This window comes from Pseudomonas sp. ES1 (genome assembly GCF_050586605.1).
Taxonomy (GTDB): domain Bacteria; phylum Pseudomonadota; class Gammaproteobacteria; order Pseudomonadales; family Pseudomonadaceae; genus Aquipseudomonas; species Aquipseudomonas sichuanensis.
Window position 1 is genome coordinate 1 of sequence record NZ_JBOBDM010000013.1, and the last position, 16945, is coordinate 16945.

Annotated in this window: 15 protein-coding genes; 4 read left to right on the top strand and 11 right to left on the bottom strand. The window is 65.6% G+C overall.

The window, feature by feature from the left end; translation table 11 throughout:
* Positions 1–26: 26 nt before the first annotated feature.
* The 6 genes from pepN to ACQ4N9_RS07615 are packed head-to-tail and all read right to left on the bottom strand — an operon-like array spanning position 27 to position 6534.
* Positions 27–2684, bottom strand: a complete 2658-nt coding sequence (gene pepN, locus ACQ4N9_RS07590; RefSeq protein ID WP_390967350.1) for an aminopeptidase N — start codon at positions 2682–2684, stop codon at positions 27–29.
* A 12-nt stretch (positions 2685–2696) separates the two neighbouring features.
* Positions 2697–3527 (bottom strand): DUF2797 domain-containing protein, encoded by an 831-nt coding sequence (locus ACQ4N9_RS07595; protein WP_110995860.1) that lies wholly within the window; start codon positions 3525–3527, stop codon positions 2697–2699.
* Positions 3524–3784 (bottom strand): YeaC family protein, encoded by a 261-nt coding sequence (locus ACQ4N9_RS07600; RefSeq protein WP_110995859.1) that lies wholly within the window; start codon positions 3782–3784, stop codon positions 3524–3526. Before ACQ4N9_RS07600 ends, ACQ4N9_RS07595 begins: the two co-directional genes overlap by 4 nt.
* Before the next feature lie 13 nt (positions 3785–3797).
* Entirely contained in the window at positions 3798–4676 is an 879-nt protein-coding gene (locus tag ACQ4N9_RS07605) for a rhomboid family intramembrane serine protease (protein WP_322359291.1), read from the bottom strand.
* On the bottom strand, positions 4673–5644 hold the full coding sequence (locus tag ACQ4N9_RS07610; protein WP_125463276.1) for a metallophosphoesterase: 972 nt from the start codon (positions 5642–5644) through the stop codon (positions 4673–4675). The genes ACQ4N9_RS07605 and ACQ4N9_RS07610 overlap by 4 nt, the downstream gene beginning before the upstream one ends.
* Positions 5644–6534, bottom strand: a complete 891-nt coding sequence (locus tag ACQ4N9_RS07615) for an NAD(+) kinase (RefSeq protein WP_110995856.1) — start codon at positions 6532–6534, stop codon at positions 5644–5646. Before ACQ4N9_RS07615 ends, ACQ4N9_RS07610 begins: the two co-directional genes overlap by 1 nt.
* A 44-nt stretch (positions 6535–6578) precedes the next feature.
* Here ACQ4N9_RS07615 and ACQ4N9_RS07620 point away from each other — a divergent pair, with 44 nt between their 5' ends.
* A complete protein-coding gene (locus tag ACQ4N9_RS07620) occupies positions 6579–7559 on the top strand; it encodes a DUF1853 family protein (protein WP_390967349.1) in 981 nt (326 codons plus the stop codon).
* 59 nt (positions 7560–7618) lie between these two features.
* On the opposite strand, the gene ACQ4N9_RS07625 is transcribed toward ACQ4N9_RS07620, so the two are convergent.
* Positions 7619–9238 carry a WG repeat-containing protein gene (locus ACQ4N9_RS07625; RefSeq protein WP_390967348.1) on the bottom strand — a complete coding sequence of 540 codons (1620 nt, stop codon included), beginning with the start codon at positions 9236–9238 and terminating at the stop codon, positions 7619–7621.
* Between the two features lie 176 nt (positions 9239–9414).
* Between ACQ4N9_RS07625 and ACQ4N9_RS07630 the strand changes: the two genes are divergently transcribed.
* Positions 9415–9960, top strand: a complete 546-nt coding sequence (locus ACQ4N9_RS07630; protein WP_110995853.1) for a cytochrome b — start codon at positions 9415–9417, stop codon at positions 9958–9960.
* On the opposite strand, the gene ACQ4N9_RS07635 is transcribed toward ACQ4N9_RS07630, so the two are convergent.
* On the bottom strand, positions 9951–10844 hold the full coding sequence (locus ACQ4N9_RS07635) for a 1-aminocyclopropane-1-carboxylate deaminase/D-cysteine desulfhydrase (RefSeq protein ID WP_390967347.1): 894 nt from the start codon (positions 10842–10844) through the stop codon (positions 9951–9953). The two genes, ACQ4N9_RS07630 and ACQ4N9_RS07635, sit on opposite strands and share 10 nt — an antisense overlap.
* 97 nt (positions 10845–10941) lie before the next feature.
* Positions 10942–12978: an FAD-dependent oxidoreductase gene (locus ACQ4N9_RS07640; protein ID WP_390967346.1), complete on the bottom strand. Its 2037-nt coding sequence runs from the start codon at positions 12976–12978 to the stop codon at positions 10942–10944.
* A gap of 187 nt (positions 12979–13165) precedes the next feature.
* On the opposite strand from ACQ4N9_RS07640, the gene ACQ4N9_RS07645 reads away from it, so the two are divergent.
* Both ACQ4N9_RS07645 and ACQ4N9_RS07650 read left to right on the top strand, forming a co-directional pair.
* On the top strand, positions 13166–14284 hold the full coding sequence (locus ACQ4N9_RS07645) for a nitrilase-related carbon-nitrogen hydrolase (RefSeq protein WP_390967345.1): 1119 nt from the start codon (positions 13166–13168) through the stop codon (positions 14282–14284).
* Positions 14285–14288: 4 nt separating this feature from the next.
* Entirely contained in the window at positions 14289–15329 is a 1041-nt protein-coding gene (locus ACQ4N9_RS07650; RefSeq protein ID WP_390967344.1) for an AraC family transcriptional regulator, read from the top strand.
* Here ACQ4N9_RS07650 and ACQ4N9_RS07655 read toward each other — a convergent pair.
* Together ACQ4N9_RS07655 and ACQ4N9_RS07660 are read right to left on the bottom strand one after the other, a co-directional pair.
* Positions 15326–15448, bottom strand: a complete 123-nt coding sequence (locus tag ACQ4N9_RS07655; RefSeq protein WP_390967343.1) for a hypothetical protein — start codon at positions 15446–15448, stop codon at positions 15326–15328. The two genes, ACQ4N9_RS07650 and ACQ4N9_RS07655, sit on opposite strands and share 4 nt — an antisense overlap.
* Positions 15449–15533: 85 nt before the next feature.
* Positions 15534–16403 (bottom strand): DUF2242 domain-containing protein, encoded by an 870-nt coding sequence (locus ACQ4N9_RS07660; protein ID WP_390967342.1) that lies wholly within the window; start codon positions 16401–16403, stop codon positions 15534–15536.
* Between the last annotated feature and the right edge of the window lie 542 nt (positions 16404–16945).

Below are 16945 nucleotides of genomic sequence, written 5' to 3' on the forward strand. Positions count from 1 at the left end.
GCGCAGCAGCCCCAACTTCTCCAGGCTTACGCCAGGCTCTTGCTCACCACCTCATACACATCACTGGACAGCGCGCCCGAAGCCAGAATTCGCTCCAGCTCACCCTTCATCAGCGCCTGACGTTTATCGTCATACTTGCGCCAGCGGGTCAGCGGCGCCAATTGGCGCGAAGCGATCTGCGGGTTCAGTGCATTGAGCTCGATCACCAGGTCCGCCAGGAAGCGATAGCCCGAACCGTCAGCGGCATGGAAGTTGACCAGGTTCTGCCCGGCGAAAGCACCGACCAATGCCCGCACCTTGTTCGGGTTCTTCAAGGTGAAGGCCGGGTGCTGCATCAGTGCCTTGACCCGCGCCAGCCCGCCCGGCAAGGCACTTGCCGCCTGCACGCTGAACCACTGATCCATGACCAGCGGATTGTCCTTGAAGTGCTCGGCGAAGGTTTCCAGGGCCTTGGCCCGCTCAGCCTCGAACGGCGAGTTGACCAGCACTGCCAAGGCGGTGAGGCGCTCGGTCATGTTGTCGCACTGATCGAACTGCTCCAGGGTCGCTTCCACAACCTGCGGCTTGCCGCTCAACATCAGGTACGACAGCGCAATGTTCTGCAGGCTGCGGCGCGCGAAGTGCTCGGCAGAGGCGACGTAAGGGGTCTTGCGCGACACTTCGCGGTTGGCCTGGTAACGGGCCCACAGGGCGTCGAACAACTGCGCGGCGATCTGCTGGCGGGCAAACTCGCGGGCCGCGTGGATGGCGTCCACATCGGCCACCTGGCTGATCTCGGTGAGGTAGGCCTCGCCCGGCAGCGAGAGCATCTCGGCGACCATGGCAGGGTCCAGCGACTCATTGCCGACCACGGTACCCAGTGCGCTGATCAGGCGCTGGTCAAGCGTGAGCGCTTCGCCACGCTGTTGCTGGCCGATCAGTTCCTGCAGCACCTGTACCGCCAACTGCTGCCCCGCTTCCCAGCGGTTGAAGCCGTCGCTGTCGTGCTGCATGAGGAACATCAGCTGGTCGCGGTCGTAGGGGAAGCTCAGCTTGACCGGGGCGCTGAAGCCACGCAGCAACGAGGGCAGCGGCTGGCTGGCGATACCTTCGAAGGTGAAGGTCTGCTCGGCTTCGGTCACCGACAGCACGCGGCTGGTGCCGCAGGCGGCGCTTTCGCCGGCCAGGCGCAGCGGCAGGTCATTGCCTTCGGCGTCCAGCAGGCCCAGTGCCACCGGGATCACGAACGGCAGTTTCTCGACCTTGTCCGGGGTCGGCGGGCAGCTCTGGCGGAAGGTCAGACTGTAGCGCTGCGCAGCGGCATCGTAAGCCTCGCTGACTTCCAGGCGCGGGGTGCCGGCCTGGCTGTACCAGCGCTTGAACTGGCTCAGGTCGACGCCGTTGGCGTCTTCCATGGCCTTGATGAAGTCGTCGGTGGTCACCGCCTGGCCGTCATGGCGCTCGAAGTACAGGTCGCTGCCTTTGCGGAAGCCCTCGGCCCCCAGCAGGGTGTGGACCATGCCGACCACCTCGGCGCCCTTCTCGTACACCGTCAGGGTGTAGAAGTTGGAGATCTCGATGAAGCTGTCCGGGCGGATCGGGTGGGCCATGGGGCCGGCGTCTTCGGCGAACTGATGGGTGCGCAGGTAGGCGACGTCCTCGATGCGCTTGACCGTGCGCGAGTTCATGTCGGCGCTGAACTCGGCATCGCGGTACACCGTGAAGCCTTCCTTGAGCGACAGCTGGAACCAGTCGCGGCAGGTCACGCGGTTGCCCGACCAGTTGTGGAAGTACTCATGGGCGACCACGCCTTCGACGCGCTGGTGGGCGGCGTCGGTGGCGGTTTCGGCACGGGCCAGCACACAGCTGGAGTTGAAGATGTTCAGGCCCTTGTTTTCCATGGCGCCCATGTTGAAGTCGTTGACCGCGACGATCATGAAGATGTCCAGGTCGTATTCACGGCCGTAGACCTCTTCGTCCCAGCGCATGGACTTCTTCAGGCTGACCATGGCGTGGTCGCACTTGTCGAGGTTCTCTTCCTCGACATAGATACGCAGGGTCACGTCACGCCCGGACTGACGAGTGAATTCACTCTCGACACACCACAGGTCACCCGCCACCAGGGCGAACAGGTACGCCGGCTTCTTGAACGGGTCTTCCCAGGTGGCCCAGTGGCGGCCGTCTTCGGCCGGCCCGCTGCCGATCGGGTTGCCGTTGGACAGCAGCACCGGGTAGCGATGCTGTTCGGCGATCACCGTGGTGGTGAACACGCTCATCACGTCCGGGCGGTCGAGGTAGTAGGTGATCTTGCGGAAGCCCTCGGCCTCGCACTGGGTGCAGAACATCTTGCCGGACTTGTACAGGCCTTCCAGCGCGGTGTTGCTTTCCGGGTGGATCTTCACGCTGGTGTCGAGGGTGAAGCGCTCGGTTTTCGGCTGCAGGGTCAGGCTGCTGTCGTCGAGTTGGTAGTCGCCCGCTTGCAGTTCCTGGTCATCCAGCGAGGCGCGCAGCAACTCCAGCTGCTGGCCGTCGAGCACCAGTGGCGGCAAGCCCGCGCCACGCGCGGGGTTGCGCTGCATGACCAGTTGCGCGTGCACCAGCGTGTGGTCCTCGAACAGCTCGAAGGTCAGGTGCGTCTCGTCGATCAGGTACTCGGGGGCCTGATAGTCCTTGAGGTAGATCACTTGCGGTTGTTCGGTACGCATGGTGACGATCCTTTACTGGAGCACGGCCAGTTGATAGGCCGTGTACTTGCGAATGTTGATCACGCCGGTGTCGAAGATCAGGTACTGGCCCTTGATGCCCAGCAGCGTGCCTTCCACGACCGGGTCCTTGTCGAGGTTGAAGCTGACGATCTTTTTCGGGTAAGCCTCGACCGGGTAGCGCATCTGCACCACCTCGGCGTCGGGCAGCGGCTGGATGGCCTGCAGGCCAAAGCGCTCCTGCAGCCCACGGATACCGTCGGCGCAGGCGTCGAAAATCTGTTCGCGGATGGCCACCAGGTCGAGCACCTCGGCATCGCCCTTGAGCAATGCACGCCAGTTGGTGCGGTCCGGCACCTGGCTGCGCAGGATATCTTCGACCAGCCCGGACTGTTGCCGGGTGGCCACGCGCATGATCGGCAGCGCCTGGCTGGCGCCCTGGTCGAGCCAGCGGGTGGGCAGCTGGGTGGCACGGGTGATGCCGACCTTGATGCCCGACGAGTTGGCCAGGTACACCACGTGGTCGGTCATGCAGAACTGCTCGCCCCAAGACGGCTCACGGCAGGTGCCGGCGTCGTAGTGGCAGCGTTCCGGGGCCATGATGCACACGTCGCACTGGGCCAGCTTGGTCATGCAGGGGTAGCAGTAACCCTGGCTGAAGCTGGTCTTGGTGCGCTTGCCGCAGTGGGTGCAGTGGATGGCGCCGAGGTACTCCAGGCGGATCGACTGGCCGATCAGCGGGTTCACCGGCACCTGGGTGTCGTCCAGGCGGAAACTGTATTGAACGACCGGTGCTTCCAGACGCACCGCCATCTTGCTCAAAGAGCCACGAGCGAGTTCGATCAATGTACCGAGTCCGACTTGAACAGGATGTTGGCGATCGGCGCGGACTTCGATGCGCACTCTTGCGGGCCCATGTAGCCGGTGCGCTGGTCTTCGGGCAGGTTCTGGATTTCCCAGGCGATCACGGCCTGCAGCGACAGTTCTTTCTGCTCGGCGGTGAGCTTGCGGCCATCGGACCATTTGCCGATTTCGACGGCCGTTTTCAGGCTTTCGTAGATCTCGGGGGTGATGTTTTCGATCATTTGCGCGAACGTGGACATGGTGTCTCCTCAGTCAGGCGGACAGTTTACGCCGGGCGAGCCATCCACCCAAGAGCCCCGTCAGGCAACCGATGAGCAACCCGCCCACGTGGGCGGCGTTGGCGATCTGGCCAAAGCCGAGCTGCCCCACCACACCGCTCAGGCACACCAGCAGCCAGATCAGCATCATCGCCAGCACGCCCCGGGGCAGGCTGAATTGCGGGTTGGGCGCCAGCTTCTGGTACAGCCAGACATGCCCGAGCAAGCCGTACAGCACGCCGGACAAGCCGCCGAACAGGCTCGGCCCGCTGGTGAAGTGCTGGGCCAGGTTGGACACCAGGCTGAACAGCAGGGTCAAAGACAGCAGCATCCACGGGCCCTGGCGCAGTTCGATGCGCTTGCCCAGCTCCCAGTACCACATCCCGTTCATCGCCAGGTGCAGCACGCCGAAGTGCAGCAGCATGGGCGACACCAGGCGCCACCACTGGCCTTCGCCGAGCGCCTGCAGCAGCGGGGTGAAATACAGGTACTCGCCCTGCACCTGGAACGGCAGGAAGGTGAACCAGGCGATGGTGGTCAGGTTGTCGCCCAGGCCGGTCAGGCCGGCGACCACCAGGCACAGGAACAGCACGCTGGCGGTGACCTTGCAGGCGATGGCCTGTTCTTTCAAGGACGGCGCAGGCGCAGGCAAGCTACCTTGCGCTGGCTCCGGGATGGCTTGCAGATCGGCATTGCCGTCGGGGTAGCGCGTGTACAGCTCGCGAACATCCTCGGCAATCGCCGGCGGCACCCACAGCACCTGCTCCCCGCCCTCCTCGACCACCCGGTGCGGCACCTGCAGGCGCCGCAGCAGGGCGACGAAACCGCTGAGGTCGACCGCCAGCGGCAGGCGCAGCACTTCGATCACGTTCATTGATTGGCCTGTGGGCGTTCGACGTCGACCCAGACGAACTTGTGCGGGTCGATGCGGGTTTCGTCATCCAGCCGGTACGCGGCCAGCTTGCCGTACAGCACGGCACTGTAGTCCAGGCAGGCCAGGTTGCCGCGGATCGGCGCCGGGCGGCCGCTGCGCCAGTAGTGGCCAACGAACAGCAGCGGTTCGTCCTCGGTGTAGCGCAACAGGGCGTTCTTCTGGTGGTGGCTGAGCGGCGCACGCGCCACCTCGTCGGGCAACGCGTCGGGCTGGAAGACGATATCGCCGTAGGTCTGCGGGTCCTCTTCCCAGAACTTGGTGCGGAAGAAGGCGCGGGTCAGGCCATCGCCGCCGGTCAGCGTCAGGCCGTCCGGCAGGCGCATGTCGGTGCCGCGCAGCAGGCGATTGCACACGGTAGCGGCGAAGCTGCCGGACACTGCCGAGGCCTGTACGAAGTGCTCGTCGATGCAGCCGTTGGGGTATTGCTTGCGCAGCGGTTCGATCAACTGCGGATCCCAGCAGGCGTGCACCAGGCGGAAACGTCCGGCGTCGACGAACAGCGGCAGCTCGTAGAACCACTGGATGAAGTCGTGCCAGTCGCCGGGGTGCTGGGCGAACTGGGTGAGGGTTTCATCGATCAGCCGGGCATGCCGTGGCGTGTGCTCGCGCACGTAGGCCTTGCCACTGCCCGGCAGGGCCGGCGTGACCCAGCCCAGGGCGTTGTATTCGTGGTTGCCCATGATGCAGAAGGCCTGGCCGGCCTCGACCATGTCGTGGACGATGTGCAGCGCTTCGCGAATGCGCGGGCCGCGGTCGACGATATCGCCGAGGAACAGCGCCTGGCGCCGTGGGTGCCGCCAGACACCACCGATGCGTTTGTAACCGAGGGCGTCGAGCAGGCGCTCGAGGGTGAGCGCACAGCCGTGCACGTCACCGATGATGTCGAAACTGCGCGCCGGATCGAGCATCAGTCGTCCCTGCCCCCCAGGCGGCTGCCCCAGCCAAGCTTGGTGCGGCAGACCTCGTAGTAGTTGTGGTCGAGCGGATGGATCAGGCGCAGCTTCTGCGGCTTCTTGCTCACCGTGATGGTGTCGCCGGGGGCGCAGGTGAAGTGGTTCTGGCCATCACAGGAGACCTGCGGGTAGATCTGCAGGTCGTTGGACACCACGATCTTCAACTCGCTGTTGCCATCCACCACGATCGGCCGGCCCGACAGCGTGTGCGGGTACATCGGCACGATGACGATGGCGTCGAGCTTGGGGTGCATGATCGGCCCGCCGGCGGACAGCGCATAGGCCGTAGAACCGGTGGGGGTGGCGACGATCAGGCCGTCGGCCTTCTGGCTGCAGACGAACTGGCCGTCGATGTAGATCTCGAACTCGATCATCCGCGTCGATTTGCCCGGGTGCAGCACCACGTCGTTGAGCGCATCGCCCTGGCCGATGGCCTCGTGGTGGCGGCGCACCTCGGCCTGCAGCAGGAAGCGGTTCTCTACCAGGTAGTGGCCGTCGAGCACTTCGGCGACTTTCTGCTCCAGCTCATCGGGGCGGATATCGGTGAGGAAACCCAGGTTGCCGCGGTTGATGCCCAGCACCGGGATGTTGTGCCGGGCCAGGGCGCGGGCGGCGCCAAGCAGGCTGCCGTCGCCACCGACCACGATGACCAGGTCGCACACCTCGCCCAGCAGCTTGCGGGTGGAAGTTTGCAGGCCGTGGCCGGGCAGTACTTCGGCGATGGTGTCCTCGAGGATCACGTGCAGGTGGCGCTCGAGGAGGAATTTTTTCAGTCGGCGAATGGTGTCGAGCACCTGGGAGCTGCCAAGGCGTCCGATGATACCGATATTGCGAAATTGCTCCATGGTGCTCCTGCAAGGCTCTGCGGCGGGGTGACTATGCCGGGATTATGGGCGAAAGCACCGGGCAGCGGCAAACCGGCTATGCTCGCGGGATGATGCCCTTCGCCGACCTCGCCCCCCTGCCCCGCCAGTTGCGCCACCCCGCGGTGCGCGACCTGGCCTGGACGATCCTGTCGCCGCCCCTGCTGCAAGACACCCCGCAGCCACAGCGCCACCCGCTCCACGCCAGCGGCTGGGCCGACGACCCGGCGCGCCTGGCCGACTGGCTGCGCGCACTCGACCAGGCCCCGGCGCCGTTGCTCGAAGGGCTGGCACGCCTGAGCAGCCGTCGGCTGGGGCTGTATTACGAAGCGCTGTGGCAGTTCGCCTTGCGCCAGGCGCCGGGCATCGAGCTGCTGGCGGCCAACCTGGCGATCCGCGATGGCGGGCACACCCTGGGCGAGCTGGATATCCTGCTGCGCGACCGCGAAGGCGATCATCACCTGGAGCTGGCAATCAAGCTTTACCTGGGGCCCAGTACGGGTGAGGGCAGCGACCCGGCCGATTGGCTCGGGCCTGGCTGTCATGACCGGCTGGGACAGAAACTGGCGCACCTGGCGCACCACCAGTTGCCCATGTCGAGTGGCCCGCACAGTCGTCAGGTGCTCGACGCGCTGGGCGTGGATCAGGTGCAGGCACACCTGTGGCTGGCCGGTTATCTGTTCTATCCCTTGGCAGGCCCGCCAGCCCGACCGCCCGCCGGCAGCAACCCCGAACACCTGCGTGGCGGCTGGCTGCATCGGCGAGACTGGGCCAGCGACCCGGCGCAGCGCTGGCAGCCCCTGCCCCGCCATGCCTGGCTGGCACCGGCACACCTGGCGCCAGGGGACTGTTTGAGTGCAACGCAATTCCAGGCGTGGCTGGCGGGGCTGGACGCCCACGCCCCCGCGCAACTGCTGGCCAGAATGGCGCAGCAGGCAGACGGGGCCTGGGAAGAGGTCGAGCGGGTATTCCTGGTGGCCGACAGCTGGCCACACCTGCCTGGGTGATGAGCCCAGGCCCCTTCAGCGGCTGACCCGTGAAGAGGCTCGGCAGGCGCGAGGGAAGATCAGGAAGCCTCGGCCACAGGCTCAGGCGCCGGGCAATGTGCCTGGGCATCCTGCGGCCACAGCACCTTGCCCTTGCCATCCACTACCTGCTCCGCACCGCACGGCAGACGGTTGGTGTCGAACACCACGGTGCCGTCCAGGCGGTACAGGGCACGCAGGGTTCGCACGGCGTCGTCGCCATTGCCCTCGACCCGGTAGCCGAAGATCGCACCCCTTGCTTCGTCAACCTGCAGGTCTTGCCATTTGGCCGGCACCAGCAGCTTGCCGTCGAGGTCGTACAGCGCCCGCGAAGCGTCCGAAGTGCTGCCCTCGGAAGCCACCAGATGGTGCCCGTCCGCCGTCAGCTTGATCATCACGAACTGCTCAGGCTTGATCAGCACCTTGCCCTGCTCGTCCATCAGGCCCACGGTGGCGGCCTCGCTCGGCATGCCGAGGAACGTCACGGTCTTGCGCGGCGACTTCAGTTCGGTGAAGGCAAAGCGCTTGGGGGTGATCACGCCGATCTGCTGGTAGGTGGGCTGAACCAGCACTTTGCCCTGGTCCAGGTCGATGGTGCCGTAGGTCGCCAGGAAGGCATTCTGCAGCTTGCCGATATGGTTGAAGCCCGGGCGATGGCCGCTCATGCCCATCAGGCCGAGGCCTGCGTCACCGACCGAATCGTATTCGGGCTGGATCAGCCACTTGCCGTCGTGGCCGATCATGCCGGCCTTGCCACGATCTTCCTCGGTGCGTGGCACCTGCACCATGGCACCGATCTTGCCGAAGGTTTCGCAGCTCTGGTATTGCGCCTCGATGATCACCTTGCCTTGGTAGTCGAGGTAACCACAGGGTTTGTCGTAGCCATCACGGTATCCCACCAGGCCAGCGCCCGGGGTGCCCAGCCAGTATTTACCGAGCGGGATCACCAGATCGCCTGCGGCATTGGCCAGGCCGACCCCGGTTTGCCCTTCGCGGGAGACCACCAGGAAACCATCCGCCGCGCTGGTAATGGTGTCGAAATCAAGCTTGCGCAGCACCTTGGTCTGCAGGTTGTAGCCCCAGTTTTCACTGCCTTTCTGGGCGAGCACCCAGTTGCCGCGCTTGGCGAAATCGTCGCGCACGTACATCGAGTCGAACACCGCTTCGCTGACCTTCTCGCCCTTGGGCGTAAGGATGCCGCGCCGCTCATCCAGCTCAACGACGATGAAGTCATTCTCGCCACCGACATAGATGCTATCGAACGCGGCCGGCAGGACTTCCTTGCCCTGCTCGTCCATCACCCCGGACTTGCCATCGCGCACGAAACCGAACAGGCCCGGCGTCAAGGGGAAGACCTCATCGGTGAGCTCGGCGCGCAGCACCTGCTTGCCGTCGCCACTGGCCAGGTTCCAGTAGTCGCCTTTGCCAAAGATGAAGGCATTGGTGAAGGGCTGGGTGTAGATCAGGTCGTAGTCGTTGTCGGGGCCGACGCGAAAGGCGCCATTTTGATCCAGTACCGCGCACTGGTCGTTGACGCACAGCGGAATGGTCATCTGGGCAACCGGCGGCGTCTTGACGGCCGGGGCTTGCTCACAACCGGCAAGCAGCAGGGAAAGGGAAGCGAACAGCGCCGCCCGAGGGGCGGTAATCAGGGGTTTCATTGAACACATCATCCTTGTGCGATAGAAAACAGGCGCAGGCCCATGGCCACCACCTGGTTCGCTATGTCGGCTGCACTTGATAGATCTGAAGCAAGCCGTTTTTCACGCCAGCGATTAAAGTTGAGGGCAGGCGCCAATCAAGAGCGCCCTTCCAGACCTGATGACGAGGATCCACCATGGTTTCATCCACCCCCGCAGCCCATTACTCGCGGCTGTCGATCACCCTGCACTGGCTGATGCTGGTGCTGCTGGCCGCCGTCTACGCCTGCATCGAGCTGCGCGGCCTGTTCCCCAAGGGCAGCGCCGAACGCGATGTGATGAAGGATTTGCACTTCATGCTTGGCCTGAGCGTGTTCGTGCTGGTGTGGCTGCGCCTGGCCCTGCGCCTGTCGCGCCCCACCCCAGCGATCGTGCCCAAGCCACCGGCCTGGCAGACCGGGTTGTCGCACCTGGTGCACCTGCTGCTGTACCTGATGATGATCGGCCTGCCGCTGGCCGGCTGGGCGATCCTCAGCGCCGCCGACAAGCCGATCCCCTTCTATGGCCTGGAGCTGCCGGCCATCGTCGCGCCGGACCCGGACCTGGCCAAGTTCATCAAAGGCTGGCATGAACGCATCGGCAGCTGGGGCTACTGGCTGATCGGCCTGCACGCGCTGGCCGGGCTGTATCACCACTACGTGCGCCGCGACAACACCCTGCTGCGCATGCTGCCCTACAAGTAACCGCGTCGCCCCTGCAGGCCACCGCTGTGCAGGAACACCAGGCGGGTGCCGGGCCTGAAGCGCCCGGCCGCCACCTGGTCACGCAGGGCCAGCAGCGCCTTGCCGGTGTACAAGGCTTCCAGCGGTATGCCAGCCTGCTGTTCGCTATCGGCGACGAACGCCAGCAGCTCGTCGTCGATCCGGGCAAAGCCGCCTCGGCTGGCTTCATGCAGCGTGTATCCGTTCGGGCCCGCCAGGGCCGCCACGGTTTGCGGCACGCCATGATCCAGGGGCACGGCCAGGGCGCCATGCACCGCATGCCTGCCCTGCTCCGCCAGCACCAGCCCCGCCAGGGTGGTGCCGGTACCGGCGGCCAGCCACCAGGCGTCGTAATCCTGCCAACCCAGCGCGGCCAGTTGCGCCCGGCACTGCTCGACGATCAGCGCGCAGCCCTGGGCACCGGCGGGGCCGCCGCCGCCTTCGGGGATGCAGTGCCAGCCTGGATAACGGGCCTGCCAGGGCTGCCAGAAACCCGCCTGGTGCCGGTCTCGGTAACCGGCGTAACCCAGCCAGTGCAACTGCATGCCCAGCGCCCGAAGGTCGCGCACGGTCGGCGTGTCCTGCTCATGGCCACGCAGCAGCCCGGCGGTGGCGAAGCCGAAGCGCTTGCCGGCAGCGGCCAGGGCATGCAGGTGGTTGGAGTGGTTGCCGCCCAGGCTGATCAGGCCCGGTGATCCGGCCTGTCGGGCTTCGAGCAGGTGGTGGCGCAGCTTGAACCATTTGTTGCCGCTGATCAGTGGGTCGATCAGGTCAAGACGCAGGACGGCGGCCTCCAGACCGGCATGCTGGAGCCAGGGCAGGTCGAGGCGTTGCAGGGGGGCTTGGGGCAGGGAGAATTCGGGCATGGCGCGAGTTTATCAGTAGCCCGGACAAACGCATCGCGGGGCAAGCCCGCTCCCACGATAGCCCGTGGGAGCGGGCTTGCCCCGCGATTGCGATGGATCAGAGCTCGGCGGCCAACCTCGACCCCTGGTTGATCGCGCGCTTGGCATCCAGCTCTGCAGCCACGTCCGCGCCACCGATCAGGTGCACCGACTGCCCCGCTGCCAACAACCCTTCGTGCAACTCGCGCAGCGGGTCTTGCCCTGCGCAGACGACGATATTGTCCACCGCCAGCAACTGCGGCTCGCCTTCACCGACGCGCACATGCAAGCCGGCATCGTCCACGCTCAGGTACTCGACGCTGTTGAGCATCTGCACCTGCTTGTTCTTCAGCCCCGTGCGGTGGATCCAGCCGGTGGTCTTGCCCAGGCCGTCACCGACCTTGGTTTTCTTGCGCTGCAGCAGGTACACCTGGCGCGCCGGAGCATGCGGTTCGGCCTTGATACCGGCCACGCCGCCACGGGCCTGCAACTGGCCGTCGATGCCCCACTCCTTCCAGAACGCCTCGCGGTCCTGGCTGGTGGCCACGCCCTTGTGCACCAGGTACTCGGACACATCGAAACCGATACCGCCGGCGCCGATCACCGCCACCCGCTCGCCCACCGGCTTGCGCTCCAGCAGCACGTCCAGGTAACTGAGCACCTTGGCGTTGTCGATGCCGGGGATGGCCGGGGTGCGCGGTGCGATGCCGGTGGCCAGGATGATTTCGTCGAAACCGCCCTCGACCAGCGCTGCCACATCGACGCGCGTATCGAGCCGCAGGTCGACGCCGGTGCTCTTCACCTTGTTACGGAAGTAGCGCAGGGTCTCGAAGAACTCCTCCTTGCCCGGCACACGCTTGGCCACATTGAACTGCCCGCCGATTTCGCTGGCGGCATCGAACAGGGTCACCTGGTGGCCACGCTCGGCAGCCACGGTGGCGGCAGCCAGGCCGGCTGGGCCGGCGCCGACCACGGCGATGCGCTTGACGTTGAGCACTGGCAGGTAGTTGAGTTCGGTCTCGTGGCACGCACGCGGGTTGACCAGGCAGCTGGTCAGTTTGCCGCCGAAGGTGTGGTCCAGGCAGGCCTGGTTGCAGCCGATGCAGGTGTTGATCTCGTCGCCGCGGCCTTGGGCGGCCTTGTTGACGAAGTCCGGGTCGGCCAGGAACGGCCGGGCCATCGACACCATGTCGGCGTCGCCTTCGGCCAGCACGGCCTCGGCCACCTCAGGGGTGTTGATGCGGTTGGTGGTGATCAGCGGAATGCTCACCGCGCCGCGCAGCTTGGCGGTGACCTTGCTGAATGCCGCACGCGGCACTTTGGTGGCGATGGTCGGGATGCGCGCCTCGTGCCAGCCGATACCGGTGTTGATCAGGGTGGCGCCAGCCTGCTCGATGGCCTTGGCCAGCAGCACGATCTCTTCCCAGTTGCTGCCGCCCTCGACCAGGTCGAGCATCGACAGGCGGAAGATGATGATGAAGTTCGGCCCTACCGCCTCGCGGACCCGGCGCACGATCTCCACCGCCAGGCGCATGCGGTTCTCGTAGCTGCCGCCCCAGCGGTCAGTGCGGTGGTTGGTGTGGGCCGCCAGGAACTGGTTGATGAAGTAGCCTTCCGAACCCATGATTTCGACGCCGTCATAGCCGGCGCGCTGGGCCAGGCTTGCACAGGTGACGAAGTCGGCGATCTGCTTCTCGATGCCCTCCTCGTCCAGCTCCTTGGGCTTGAACGGGTTGATCGGCGCCTGGATGGCACTGGGCGCCACCTGCTTGGGGCTATAGGCATAGCGGCCGGCGTGAAGGATCTGCAGGCAGATCTTGCCACCGGCTGCATGCACGGCCTCGGTGACGATCCGGTGCTTGTCGGCCTCGGCTTCGGTGCTCAGCTTGGCCGCCCCGGAATACACCCCGCCCTCGTCGTTGGGGGCGATGCCGCCGGTGACCATCAGACCGACGCCACCGCGGGCACGCTCGGCGAAGTAGGCCGCCATGCGCTCGAAGCCGCCGGGGCGCTCTTCGAGGCCGGTGTGCATCGAGCCCATCAACGTGCGGTTGCGCAAGGTGGTGAAGCCCAGGTCGAGCGGGGCCAGCAGGTGCGGATAAGGGGTGTTGGCCATGGAAAAGCTCCACAGGTGGCGTGATCACGGAATGCGGGAACCTCGAAGGCGGGCCCCGTCGTTTGTCTGTGGCCGACATTAAACAGGCGTTTGAATGCGCTCAATGATCGAAACTGACAACTTATTGATCCTGCTGCACAGCAGGCTTACCCTAACCTCCTCTTTCCCCACTGCGCTGAACCGCTCCATGCGAAAACTGCTAGCCGGCGCCCTGGCGCTGGTCATCATCGCCGGCCTCTGCGGCTATGGCTTCTGGACCCTGCAACGCCCGGAAGGCCACTACCTGTCCGACCTGCGTATCGAGCTGGCCCTCAACCAGGGGGTGCCGGGCGAGCACGGCAACCTCCTGGGTGTGGAGCCGCTGCTGTACCCAGGCGATTACCAGAACCTTGCGCGCCTGCACCGCAAACTGTCGGCGTACCTGCAGCAGGCCCGCGACCAGGGCCTGGTGAATGCCCGTACCGTGGTGGTGCTGCCCGAGCATATCGGCACCTGGCTGTGGGCCCGTGGCGAGAAGAACGAGCTGTACCAGGCCACCCGCGACCGCGAGGCCTGGCAATGGCTGGAGTTGAGCAACCCGCTGCGCTACGGCCTGGCAATGCTGTCGGCCAGCGGCGACGACCGGCGCAGCGATGCGCGCCTGCGCATGAAGGCCGCGCAGATGGCCGCCGACTACCAGCAACTGTTCGGCGGCCTGGCGCGGGAGTTCGGGGTCACCCTGGTGGCCGGCTCGATCGTCCTGCCCGCCCCTTATGTGAAGAACGGCGTGCTGCATGCCGGCAGCGGCCCGCTGTTCAACAGCAGCCTGGTGTTCGCCGCTGACGGCAGCGTGCTGGGGCAACCGCAATACCAGCGCTACCCAGACAGCGAAACCCGCCGCTACATCCACCATGGCCGCCAGCAGCCGCTGCAGGTGCTGCAGACGCCCGCCGGGCGCCTGGGCGTGTTGGTCGGCAGTGACAGCTGGTACCCGGACAACTACCGGCTGCTGGCCGGGCAGTCGGTACAGTTGATCGCCAACCCGGCGTTTCTCAGTGGCAAGCAGCGCTGGCAACTGCCCTGGCGCGGCAACCGCCACCAGGCCGCGGCGGCCGAACTGCCGTTGCAGCGTGGCGAGGTCAGCGAGCAGGAGGCCTGGCAACGGCTGACCCAGGCGGCCAGCGACGGCGCCGCCAGCATGAGCGTGTTCATGCGCGGGCAGTTCTGGGAGCAGAGCGGTGGCGGCCAGGGCTTTGCCAGCGAGGCTGGCACCTTGTGGGCGGGCAGCGCCAGCCAGGGCGCCCGCCTGCTCAACCTGTGGCTGTAACGCCATGCCCCGTCAGCGCGTGCGCCTGGGTGAGTTGTCGGTAGGCTTCGTCCAGCCCCTGGCCGAAGCGCTCGGCCAGCTCGGCCACGATCCGCAGCCCCTGCTGCTGCGTTATGGGCTGGATAATCGGCGCCTGGCCGAACCCGGGGCGCGCCTGTCGATCCCGCGCTACATGCACCTGGGCCACGCCGCCATCGCCTTGAGCGCTGAGCCTGCCCTGGGTTTGCACATGGGCCAGCTCAGCCGCCTGGCCCAGGCCGGGTTGGCCGGCGTCACCGCTGCCCAGGCGCCGACCCTCGGCGAGGCCGCACGCACGCTGCTGCGCTTCGAACCGCTGTATGCCGCCAACTACCGTGGCCAGTCGAGCTTTCACGAAGACCCGCAAGGCGCCTGGCTGCGCTTCTACTCCATCAGCCCGTACAACGCCTACAACCGCTTCGTGGTCGACTCGCTGCTCGGCGGCTGGCTGGCGCAGCTGTCGAGCCTGGCCGGCAGGCCGATCCAGGCCGAGCGGCTGGAGATCGAGTTCGAAGCGCCGGCTTATGCCGATCAGTACCAGCGCCTGTGCAGCACCACCGTGCAGTTTGGCGCCGCGGCCAACCAGTTACGCCTGGGCCAGGCCACCCTGGCCCTGGCCAACCCGCAACACTGCCCGAGCACCTGGCAGCACCTGTTGCAGCTGTGCGAAACGGAACTGGCCCAGCGCACCCGGGTACGCAGCCTGGGCGAACGCATCACCCACTTGCTGGGGCCGCTGCTCAATGGTGGCCGCGAACCGGATCTGGAGGAAGTGGCGCAGCACCTGCAGATGCCCACCTGGACCCTGCGGCGCAAACTCGCCGAAGAAGGCACGCGCTATCGCAACCTGCTCAACGACACACGCCGCGACCTGGCCGAGACCTACATCCGCGACACCGAGCTAGCCTTCGGCGAAATCGCCTATCTGCTGGGGTTTGCATCGGCCGAAGCCTTCCAGCGCGCATTCAAGCGCTGGACGGGCGTAACGCCGGGGGAGTATCGCCGCCATCAGCGGCAGGTGGGTTAGAGCTCGGTGGCGTCGTCCGCCGGCTCAGGCACATCCAGTTCATAAGCCTGGAATTCGAGCAATTCTTCCTGGTAGTCGTCCATCTGCCTGCTTCCTCGTTCTTCATTCGTGGGATCCACCGCCACCCTAAGCGCTTCGGATGACGGAACTATTACAGCCCCATGAACGGTAAACGTAGCAGGCCTATAGGAAGTTAGCGACAGCTCACGGCGAAGCCGGTGCCGCCTCGCTCTGCGCAGGCTGATGCTGGACCTGGATCGGGGCCGCCTCGACAGGCGGTGCAACCGGTTGCGAACCGTGGCTGTCATCCACCACCGGGGCTGCTGGCGCTTCGTGAACGGGCACGGCGGGGGCTGGCTCAGGGGCAGCAGGCGCGCTGGCCTGGGCTGCGGCAGGCACGGCCACCGGGGCGCTTGCCGCCAGCGGCGCCGCATCTGGCTGGGTGGGTGCCAGCGGGGTTGGCGCAGGCTCGGGCAGCCCCAAGGCCGGCGCTGGTTGCTCCACTTTCGGCGGCTCGGCAGGGGTATCGGCCTTCTTCACCTTTTTCGGCTTTGGTAGGTAGCCCTCCACCAAGGCGAAATAACGTTCGTAGAACTGTGGCGCGGCCACTGTCTCGCTGGCCACCTTGACCATCGAGTCGTCGCTGGAGCCGATCGGCATCGACACCGAGCCCAGCACCCCGACCCCCAGGCTGGCAGAAGTGTTGGATTTTTTCAGGGTGTAGCGGTCCTGCAGGGCGTTGGCGAACATGGTCGAACGCTGCTTGTCGCTCATGTCCGGCACGCAGGTGATGTTGAAGCTGATCTGCATGTGGTTTTCGGCGTTCTGCTGAAAACTCTTGTTGCCGGCCACCTGGTTGGCATCGCTGCTGGTGATGATGTAGCCCTGGCTGAGCAGCGCACGCCGGGCAGCTTCGCAGGAGCCCGCTTCGCTGACCGGGAAACTGCGTGAGAAGGTGCCCGAGTCGTCGAAGTTCTCGTGCTCGTACACGGTAGCCTTCTTCGAGGAGCAACCGGATACGCCCGCCAGCACAAGGGCCAGCCCGAGCGCACCGTAGACGGATGATCTGGACATCGTGAATTCCGGGTAAATCGAACGGTGCCTATTGTGCAACACATCCACAAGCCACCGAAACCTTGAAAGGGCCAACATTGTGCAAGGTTCATGTAAAGGCGTGGATAACGCAGGCCAAAGCACCGGGAACCTTCTCGCGATCATTAGCGATTTTTCGCACGCCAGTCACAAGAACCTCCTAACCAGACAAGGAAATTCCCTCGCTAGACTCATTCGCCCGTTCGAATGCCCAAGGAAATCGCTGATGAAGAATCTGCCGGTCCGCCTGAAACTGTTGCTTAGCCTCTCCCCACTGGTCTTGCTGGCGGCCCTCCTCGTGCTGACCGCGATCTTCACCCTCGGCACCCTGACCCATCGGGCTGAACGCCTGGTCTCGGTCAACTACATTCTCGATAACCTCAACGACATCCGCGCGACACAGATGGCCTATGCGCTGAACGGTGAACACGCAGAGCTGGAAAACCTGCGCGAGGCCTACCGAAAAATGAACGGGCTGATCGACGAAAATCTGACGCAGATGCCCTACCCACAGGCGCAGGTCC